Origin of the sequence: Stieleria sp., from assembly GCF_041595215.1 — a bacterium.
Lineage (GTDB): Bacteria > Planctomycetota > Planctomycetia > Pirellulales > Pirellulaceae > Stieleria > Stieleria magnilauensis.
Map to the genome: position 1 here is coordinate 1 of NZ_JBFHKV010000228.1, position 9,346 is coordinate 9,346.

The 9,346-nt window shown below is 59.2% G+C and carries 9 protein-coding genes; 1 reads left to right on the forward strand and 8 read right to left on the reverse strand.

The window, feature by feature from the left end:
• Positions 1-1,212: Na/Pi cotransporter family protein (locus ABX749_RS11150; RefSeq protein ID WP_372896051.1), on the reverse strand; the 1,212-nt coding region annotated here is incomplete at its 3' end.
• A 313-nt stretch (positions 1,213-1,525) separates the two neighbouring features.
• Here ABX749_RS11150 and ABX749_RS11155 point away from each other — a divergent pair.
• On the forward strand, positions 1,526-3,286 hold the full coding sequence (locus tag ABX749_RS11155; protein WP_372896052.1) for a Na/Pi cotransporter family protein: 1,761 nt from the start codon (positions 1,526-1,528) through the stop codon (positions 3,284-3,286).
• An 8-nt stretch (positions 3,287-3,294) separates the two neighbouring features.
• Here the strand turns inward: ABX749_RS11155 and ABX749_RS11160 are convergent, their stop codons facing one another.
• From ABX749_RS11160 to ABX749_RS11190, 7 genes are all read right to left on the reverse strand, one after another.
• Positions 3,295-5,127, reverse strand: a complete 1,833-nt coding sequence (locus ABX749_RS11160; RefSeq protein ID WP_372896053.1) for a hypothetical protein — start codon at positions 5,125-5,127, stop codon at positions 3,295-3,297.
• A gap of 120 nt (positions 5,128-5,247) precedes the next feature.
• Positions 5,248-5,859 carry a hypothetical protein gene (locus tag ABX749_RS11165; protein ID WP_145207250.1) on the reverse strand — a complete coding sequence of 204 codons (612 nt, stop codon included), beginning with the start codon at positions 5,857-5,859 and terminating at the stop codon, positions 5,248-5,250.
• 2 nt (positions 5,860-5,861) lie between these two features.
• The gene (locus ABX749_RS11170; RefSeq protein ID WP_372896054.1) at positions 5,862-7,475 is read right to left on the reverse strand and encodes a PilN domain-containing protein; all 1,614 of its coding nucleotides are present in this window, start codon (positions 7,473-7,475) and stop codon (positions 5,862-5,864) included.
• A gap of 10 nt (positions 7,476-7,485) precedes the next feature.
• A complete protein-coding gene (locus tag ABX749_RS11175; RefSeq protein ID WP_145207252.1) occupies positions 7,486-7,872 on the reverse strand; it encodes a hypothetical protein in 387 nt (128 codons plus the stop codon).
• Between the two features lie 19 nt (positions 7,873-7,891).
• The gene (locus ABX749_RS11180) at positions 7,892-8,383 is read right to left on the reverse strand and encodes a hypothetical protein (protein WP_372896055.1); all 492 of its coding nucleotides are present in this window, start codon (positions 8,381-8,383) and stop codon (positions 7,892-7,894) included.
• Positions 8,384-8,429: 46 nt separating this feature from the next.
• Positions 8,430-8,873 carry a hypothetical protein gene (locus tag ABX749_RS11185; RefSeq protein ID WP_372896056.1) on the reverse strand — a complete coding sequence of 148 codons (444 nt, stop codon included), beginning with the start codon at positions 8,871-8,873 and terminating at the stop codon, positions 8,430-8,432.
• Positions 8,870-9,346 (reverse strand): GspH/FimT family pseudopilin (locus ABX749_RS11190; protein ID WP_372896057.1); only part of this gene is annotated, 477 nt, incomplete at its 5' end. The genes ABX749_RS11185 and ABX749_RS11190, both read right to left, overlap by 4 nt.

Below are 9,346 nucleotides of genomic sequence, written 5' to 3' on the forward strand. Positions count from 1 at the left end.
GTGGAACACGGCGGTGATCCAGGCGACGCCCAAAATGTTGAAAACGATATGGAAATAGGCCGCCCGTTTGGCGTTGGTGTTGGATCCGAAGGAAGCCAACCACGCGGTGATGGTCGTGCCAATGTTCTCACCCAGCACCAGCGCCGCCGCGGTTTCAAAATCGATCACGCCGATCTGGGCCAGGCCGATCGTGATGCCTAGCGTGGCCGAAGACGATTGCACGATGAAGGTCAGGACACAGCCGACCAGTGCGCACTTCAAAACGCCGAGATAGGTGTCGGCATCGAAGGCCTTGAACCAAGCCTCGAACTCGGGCAACTCTTTGACGATCGCGAAGCCGTCTTTCATCAGTTCCAAACCCAGGAACACGAGCCCCAGGCCCATCACGGCCAAGGCAGCGTATCGCAGCCGATCACGCTTGGAAAACAGGTAGAAGAATGCTGCGGCGCCGGCCAACGGCAGGCCGTATTTTCCGATCTTCAGAACCAGGATCCAGCCGGTGATCGTGGTCCCGATGTTTGCCCCCATGATCACGCCGACCGCTTGGGTGAGCGTCATGAAACCACTGTTGACGAACCCCACGACCATCACCGTCGTGATCGAACTGGATTGCACCAGCATCGTGACCAAAACGCCGACCCCGGTGGCCATCAAGCGATTGTCCGTGACGATGCTGATCATCCGCCGCAGCCCGTTGCCCGCGATCGCCTGCAGGCCCTCAGAGAGGTTCTTCATCCCCAGCAAGAACAGCCCCAGTCCACCGAGCACCGTGAAAATCAACTTCCAGTAATCGGGTTCCCACAGCTCGACGTAGAACTTGGTGTCGACGGTTTTTCCCGAGGCACTCGTCGCCCGCAGCAAGACCTCACGCTTCTTGGCCGTTTTTCGTTGCCAATTCAATTGAAGCCGGTGTCCGTCGACCACCGCCTCGGCAACATCTTTTTTGCTCCGCAGGACTTCGATTTCGAATGGTTCGTCGCCGATCTCGGTTTCGGCAAAAATTTTTGATAAATCGATCAGCGTGGCAGGGGATCCGAGAAACGCTTTCTGGTCCGGGATCAGCTTGATCGTCAATCCGTCTGAGTCGCCCGGAATGTCGGTCGCCGGGTCGTCCGAGACAGTCTCCGATGCGCTGTCCGATGGACTGTCCGTCTGCGGCGCGGCGACCACTGCGCGGGCGAGTTGACCGGCAAGGATTGCCGAGACGAGCAACGCAAGACCAACGCCCCTCCAACCCCGGCAAACCGATCGCAAGCGTTCGGGAAACCAACGAGCCGTTGAATCGAGAGGGAGGAGCCGACCGAAGCTGTTTTTGGGGTTGCGCGTCACTGTCATGCTACGTTGTGGGCGAAGGCCGAAGAGCCGGTGTGGTTGCGACGAGGTGGTGGCCAATTAACCCGTGCGTATTCGCCCGCCGTTCTGCCGACGAGAGCGTCCGAACGGACCACGGGCCAAATTGCGATGAAGCTTGTGCTAGACTCACGGCAATTTCCTGGAAATCTTAATCTCTTATCGGACCGCTGTGTTGCTGGCTGAAGTCACATCCGACTCGTTGCAGATCGGGCCTCTTTTGATGGGCTTGCTCGGCGGATTGGCATTGTTCCTGTTCGGGCTGGAGCAGATGTCCGATTCGCTGAAGTTGATCGCCGGGGACGGTTTGAAAAAACTTTTGGCGGCGCTGACGACGAATCGTTTCACTGCGGCATTGGCCGGTTCGATCGTGACGGCGATTGTGCAATCCTCGTCGGTGACGACGGTGCTGGTGGTCGGTTTTATTTCGGCCGGCGTCATGACTTTGACGCAATCGATGGGCATCATCATGGGAGCCAACATCGGCACCACGATCACCGCTCAACTGATCGCATTCAAGATCACCCACTACTCCCTGCTGTTGGTCGCGATCGGTTTTTTTACGCTGTTCGGGACGAAGAACGAAACCGTCCGACACTACGGCCACCTGATCATGGGTTTCGGACTGATCTTCTTCGGCATGCAATTGATGAACGACGGAACCGCGCCGCTGCGTTCCTACGCTCCGTTTGTCGAAATGATGCACCAGATGGACGATCCGCTCTGGGCGATCGCGCTGGCGGCGGTGTTCACGGCCTTGGTGCAAAGTTCGTCCGCGACGACGGGGCTGGTGATCACGCTGGCCGGCCAAGGGTTTATCTCCTTGGAAGCCGGCATCGCGCTGATTTTTGGTGCCAACATCGGCACGTGCGTCACGGCGGGGCTGGCATCGATCGGAAAACCGCGTGAAGCGGTGCGCGCGGCCATCGTCCATGTGCTCTTTAACGTTGCCGGCGTCGTCATCTGGTTCGCGTTTATCCCCCAGTTGTCCCAGATCGTCACGTGGATGTCGCCGGCAAGTCCTGAGCTGACCGGTCGGGCTCGCGTCGCCGCCGAGACGCCGCGTCAGATCGCGAACGCGCATACCGTCTTCAATGTCGCCAACACGGTCTTGTTGATCGGGTTGACCACTCCGCTGGCCTGGCTGGTCACGCGTCTGGTGCCCGAGAGGCTGGTGGCCAAAGTCGAGCCGGATCACGCCAAATACCTGGATCCGATCCTGTTGCAAACACCGGCCCTGGCGATGGATCTTGTTCGCATGGAACTGGGGCGGTTGGGTTCCGCGGCGCTGCACATGATGCGGGGCGCGCTGGAGACCGTGATCCACGGGTCACGCCAGGAAATCGACGCACTTCAAGATCTCGATGATCATGTCGATGCGCTGCACGGAGCCATCGTGACTTATCTGGGGCGACTCTCGCAGGAGCAACTGACCGATCGCCAATCGGAACAGTTACACGACTACCTGGCCGTGGCCAATTATCTGGAAAGCATTGGCGACATGATCGAATCGAACCTGATTCAGGCGGGGCGCGAACGAATCGCGAACCATTTGACCATCAGCGAAGAGACCGAAGCGGTCCTGAAGGCGTTGAACACCGAGGTGATCCGGGCAACCGAACGGGCGATCCGATCGGTCGTCTCCGGCGACGTCGAGATCGCGCAAGAAGTCTCCGCGGCGAAATCGACGATCAACGCGCTCTCCGACAAGGCCGAACGCCATCTTTCGTCCCGTCTGGCGGCGAAGGCACCGAATCGATTGGCCATGTATCGACTCGAATCGGAGATCATGGAATACATCAAACGGATGTATTACTTTGCCAAACGTATCGCCAAAATCACCATGGTCGATCAGGCGGAAGGTGTTGTCCTGCAACAGCCGGAAGCTATGGAACGGGATGAAGCGGCGATTCGTGATCACGACCCCGTGGTGTAACCGCTACGTCACTGACCGACCGGGTCCGACAAACCGATGTCGATCGGTTCGGCCTGGTTTTCGAAGGCCTGAGTCCACGGGATTTCGAAGCATTCACAAGCGTTGGTCGAGCTTGGTACTTGCCGTGTGTGGTCTGGTTTCTGGTGTTTGAAATGATCGATCTGTTTCGCGCGTGCATCCAGTTCGGCGCGCAACGGTTCGATCCCAAAGGGCACCGGGTCGGTCGGCGTTTGATTGATTTGTCCTTGAAGGATTTGATTGACGCAGTGCTCGCGAGCCGTACCGATGCTTTGGTCGAGGATGATTTGCGGCGTGATGAAGACCAGCAATTCGCTCTCACGCGTGGTGGCCGAACGGTGCCGGAATAGTTTTCCGATGTAGGGGATCTTGCCAAATCCGGGGATGGAGCTGCGTTCTGCAATCCGCGTGCGTTGCCGCAGACCGCCCAACACGATTGTTTGATTGTTGGCCACTCGAACGGTGGTTGTCGTCTCGCGTCGGTCGATGATCGGTGCGTTGTCCGGTTCGCTGAATCCGGTCAACAAACTGAAACGCGGATTGACGACCAACGCGATCGTGTCATCGTCGGCAATGTGCGGCACCACGTTCAACGTCACGCCGGCCTCGCGGAATTCGGTCGTGCCGATGGTGCCTCCCTCCAGGCCTTGCGTCAATTGTTGATAGGGCACCTCGGTCACGATTTGAATTTCCGCCTTCTCATGATTCATCACAACGACGTTCGGATCGGCGAGCAAGCGAGAATCGCCGGCGGTGTCGAGCGCTTGAATGATCGATTGAATGTTCATGTAGCGATTGAGGCTGGTCAGGGTGACCACGCCGTTTGCGCCTGTGGCCAGCGGCGACGTGACGGCATTGATCGCAACCGATTGCGCCGCAGTGCCGGTCGCGGCGGAGATGGATGCACTGTTGACGCCGGAGTTCCAGTTCACCCCCAGTCGTTCCAGGTCATCGGTGCTGCAGTCATAAATCAATGCCCAAATCCTGACCTGCGGGCGGGGCTGATCCAACTCGGCCAGCGCCAACGCGATCCGCTGGACATTGGCTGTCTTGTCGGCAACCACGACTTTGTTCTCGAGCACGACGGCCGTGGCTTGTCCACTCTCGCTCAACAGCGGTGTGATCGCTTCGGTCAAGATGTCAGACGAAACGTATTGAGTTTGAAAGACGCGGACGATGTCCCCGTCCGGGGAAGTCGAATCGCCATCGATCACCCGCTGCTGAACGTTCGCCGAGCGTTGCTCCTTGCGATATCTTGCGGCCGCGGTCTCCAAGGATTCCAGATGCCGTCGCACGGTGTCGATGCGTTCGGGATAATCGATCACGACGATCGAGTTGCTTGATTCGACGCCATGGGCTCGGCCCTCGGGCGAAAGCATCGATTCGATCGACGACAAGACGTCACCGGGAGTGCAGTGCACCAAGCCGATGACCTGGGTTTGAAAGAGCGGCAATTGATCGCCCAGATTTGCCAGCGGAACGATCGCCAGACTGCTGCCGACGACACGGTAACCATACCCCCGCGTGATCAGCAGAGAATCCAAGATGTCATAGACAGCCGTGTCGGCGAACGACGCATTGACCGTTCCGGTGACTTCATTGCCAACGACGATGTTCAGCCCACTGACGTCGCGAACGGCAAACAGGGCTTCCAGCAACGTGGCGTCGCGGAGGTCCAAGCTGAATCGCTTGGACAGCTTTTGCTGGATCTCCGCCGAGACCTCTTTCTTGACCGACAGATCGGTCTGTGCGGAAGCCCCACCCATCAAGCACAGAGACAGCGCCAGCGCAATCGCTGACGCCAATGGCGATCGCGATGCCATGATCCGCCTTCGTTTGACTTGAACACACGTGGTGTGGGGATCCAAAATACCTCTCCGTGGAATGGTCCGGTCTGGTGCGAAAACACCGATCGGCGCGTCTGAGCATCCGTGCCCACCTGCTCAATCGAACGTCTCGGCAAGGTTGAACAAAGAAATCTCAACGTCCAAGATCAAATGTCCGTCATTGCCCTCACGCTGCAAGGTCATGTTTGACGGTACGGCAAAACGGTCCAGTCGGGTCAGCGCGATTGTGAGCTTTGTAAGCTCTGCGAGACTTCCTCCGACGGACAACGTCAGCGTCCGCGTCTCCAGCATGAAGTTCGTTTCTTCGGCGTCACGCGCGACGTCTTCATCGAAGGGATTGTCGTTGACATGCCAGTGGCGAATCACGGGGTGGCTCATCGTCAAACGCCTCACCCGACAGCCCATCTGCTGGGCCAGTTTCGTCACTCGCTCGCGGACCTGTGCGGCCGCGTCGCCGTCCAACATCTGGTTGCTAGCATTGGGCTTCGACTCGACTTCTTTGAGCTTGGCACGCAGCAGATCCAGGTTGGACAACGAGTAGGAGATCTCGCGGAGTTCGGTGTTGTACCGCGCCACTTCGGCTCGGCTTCCGGTGTAGTGGTCCCAGGCGGGGATCACCAACAGCAAGGCCAGCACGACGGCGGTCGCCCACACGATGGTGCCGCGGCGCGGATGATCGAGAAACGCTTGGACGAATTGGTGATCCACGATCAATTACCCCCGACGGTGGTCGATGCAAATCGGATGGATGATTCCGGTTGCTGCTGCGGCTGGACGATCGCCGAGACTTGGAATCGAAATTGGGCGCCGACGCTATTGCGAGTCGCGCTGGTGGATTCGAGCGCGACGTGCGAAAACATCCCGGTCTGTTTCAGTCGATCGATATAGGTGTAGACGGCTTCACCGGAATAGCTGGCGCCGCTGATGCGGACGGTCTCATCGTTTTCGATCCGCACGGATTCCAACCAGGATCCCTGGGGAAGGCTTCGACCGGCTTTGAGGAACACATCGGCCCAATCACGTGTCGGAATCCCGGCGGCCAGGGCGTCGACCTGTTCGGCTCGCTGCATCCGCCGCTGCAGGGTCAAGCGAATCTGGTTTCCCTGAGCGTTTTGCAGCGTCAGCGTTTCGATCTGCGCCTCGGTGCGGAGCGCCAAGCGACGGGTGTGTTGGCCCATCAGAAACAGCGCCAGGGCGATCGATGCGGCCAGCGTGATGGGCCAGGTGTACTGGATCAGTGGAATCCATTGAACTCGACGTCCGGTGCGCAAGGTGGACACCAAATCGTTCGTTTCTTCGGCAAACCGTGCATCATTGTTCAGCCGCGCCAGTCCGATCGCCGCGATCGTACCGGAGTCTTCCGAGATTTCGCCTTGGACCTGAAACCCTTCGCACAACTCTTCCATCGGAAAACGTTGGCGGCGCAGGATCGAAGGTTCATCCAGACTTTGATCCAGCGATTCGTGGTCGGAATGTTTTTGGGTGACAAACAACGTCGACAAGTCGGCCGACGCGGTGGGCAATTGGGCATGGATGTAACGCCGCAAACACTTCAGGTGTCGCTGGACGATCGATCCATGGGTCACCGACGCCTCTGGAATGGCCGGACGATAATCCAGCAACAACCGGCCTTGGTAGGAGATGCCAAGGTCAACCCGGCCCAACTCTTCGACCATAAACAAGACCGGCTCTTGGCTATCTTTTTCATAGGCGTGCAGGATTCGGCACAGGACCAACATGCTGTGTTCCAGATGGGCCAACCGCATCCCGGCGGACTGGACCGCCGCGGCGATCGCATCGACCATCTGCCGAATCGCGATCGTGACGCAGACACGTTTCCGTTTGGCGTCGATCCGATGGGTGCTCTGGCAGCTGACCTTGCTGCCCAATCCCATCCCGATATAGCGTTGGGTCCGGTGCGTCAGTTCGCGAATTTCGTTGTCGACTTCTTCGTTGTCCCCGGCGACCACGCGGGTCACGCAGGGGTTGCCGCCCAGTCCGACCGTGACGGCTTGTCCGCCGAGGTTGTATTTGGATGCCAGTTCGTTGAGTGCACCGGTGAGTGTGTTGTCACTCCAGTCACCATGTCGCGGGCCACTGTCGGCGGGAAACGCGATTCGCTCGACGATCAGCTTCGATTCGCCGCCGGACTTTTCGACGACTGCGATCGCGATGCCCGACGGCGAGACATCCATGCCGACCGTTCGGCTGACGCCTTTTCGTCGATCGCGACGGACGCGCCGTCGCGGGGACTGTCGTCGTTCAACCGTTGCGGGTTCGCGATCCGCGGCCTTCAATAAATCGCTTTGCAGTTTGCTTGCCATGGTCGCGTGTTCAACCTCCCTGTTTGACGGTGACGTGAAGTGTTCGCGTGAAGTTCCCGACGGTCCCGGTGGACAACAGATCCACGGTCCCGTCCGAACCATCGGTGACGGTCACCCGGTAGGTCCATCCGCTTCCGGCCGGAAACTCGGTACCCGGAATACCGCCCCGCCAGGAGATGTCTTTTTCCAGCTGCGCGAATGCGTCATTCAGTCCCGCCTCGGCCAGATAGCGAGCCTCATCCCATTGGCGTGTATTTCGTAGTGCCATGTAACGCATCATTTCGGCATCCAGTGTCGCCACGGCCAACGTGCTGACCAGCGTCATCACAAAGATCGCCAGCAACAACGCGGCACCGCGTCGCACGGGATACTGTCGTGGGAAGATCGTTGCGTTCATTGACTGACCCCTTGTCGGTTTACCATGATCGGATCCACACCTTGGAATGGGTGGTCCGCTGTGCCACGGCAGATCTGGGCAAGGTCACTGTCACAGAAACCTGTAGGACATGAATGGCGTCGGGGTCATTGGTCGCGGTCACACCATCGGCGGCGAAGCCCGAAAAACTCAGATCGTCAACATGTTGAGCGAGCATCGATTGCGACGGATTCGAAAAATCGCGAAACGTCACCACGCCCACCTGTCCGCTGCGATTGGGGTACCACTGCCAGGTCGCGGTTCGGTCGTCCGGCATTTTTAACGTGATGGCATTGCCGTCGGCCGAGATCGATTCGACACCGACGGCTTCACGTGCCGCGCGAACAAAGTGCCGTGAGGTGGCATGCATCTGCTGCAACACCGCATACTCGCTGTCGATGGTTTCCCAGGACTGGCGGGCGGTGCGCATTACGAGCGACAACCCGGTCATCACACCGGCCAGCATGCTGCCGGCGATGACCAGTTCCAACATGCTGACACCGCGGCGTCGCCGGTGAGCAATCGATAAGGACGGTTGTCTACGGATCACTGAACTCGCTCTGGTAGGCGACAAGTTTTGCAATTTTGGTTGCCAATCTGACACGCTGCTCGTCTGCGTCGAGCGTGGCGTCGGCATCTTGATCGTGCCAGACCATGACATCGATCGTCGCCAGTTCGCCGGGCCGTCCGCCGGCCGCGATCGCATCCGATTTCGAGACTTGGAACCACACGCCGGCTTGCCCGATGCTGCCGAAATTGCCGCGATGAGAGTTCAGTTCCCAGTTCGCAGCCGTGTACGCCAACTCCTCTTCCAGCTTGCTGGTGCACAAGGCCAGACGCGTTTCGGCGCGTTCCAGGTCTTCCGTGTTGGCGATCCGTGCGCGCGTCAATCTCAACGCCGGAACCAAGGCAATCGTGATCACGATTGTTGCGGCAATCAGCTCGAGCATGGTTTGTCCAGACCGCGGGTTGCTTCGGTTCATGGCGAACCCTCCTGCGTTCGGATCATCCGCGTCAGCGGTTCCACTTGGACGGCGAACGAACGATTGGGACCTCGCAGTTGGGCCGCAAACGGTTGCGAACCGACTCCTTCAAAGTCGAACCAGATTTCGCTCGCAGTGGCGGACACGCGGACGCGTTCGGCGACGGGGTGGGGGCCCTCCACGGTCACCCGAGAGCCGTCTTGGCGCCGCCCGATGACGGACCAACTGGTCGCGGCCGCCGCGGGGCCTTGCATCACCACGCCGTGCGGATCGCCCGTGCGAATCGCCGCGCGCTGTGCGTGAAGCATTGCCAAGGACAGCAACCTTGCTTCCGATCTCGCACCGGTGTCGCCAAAGGTGTCACGCCCGAATCGCATCAATGCCGCGGTCGCAAACACTCCCAGGAGTGTGACGACCACCAGCAACTCGATCAGGCTGAGGCCACTACGTAGACGTCGACGTGTCAACACGGA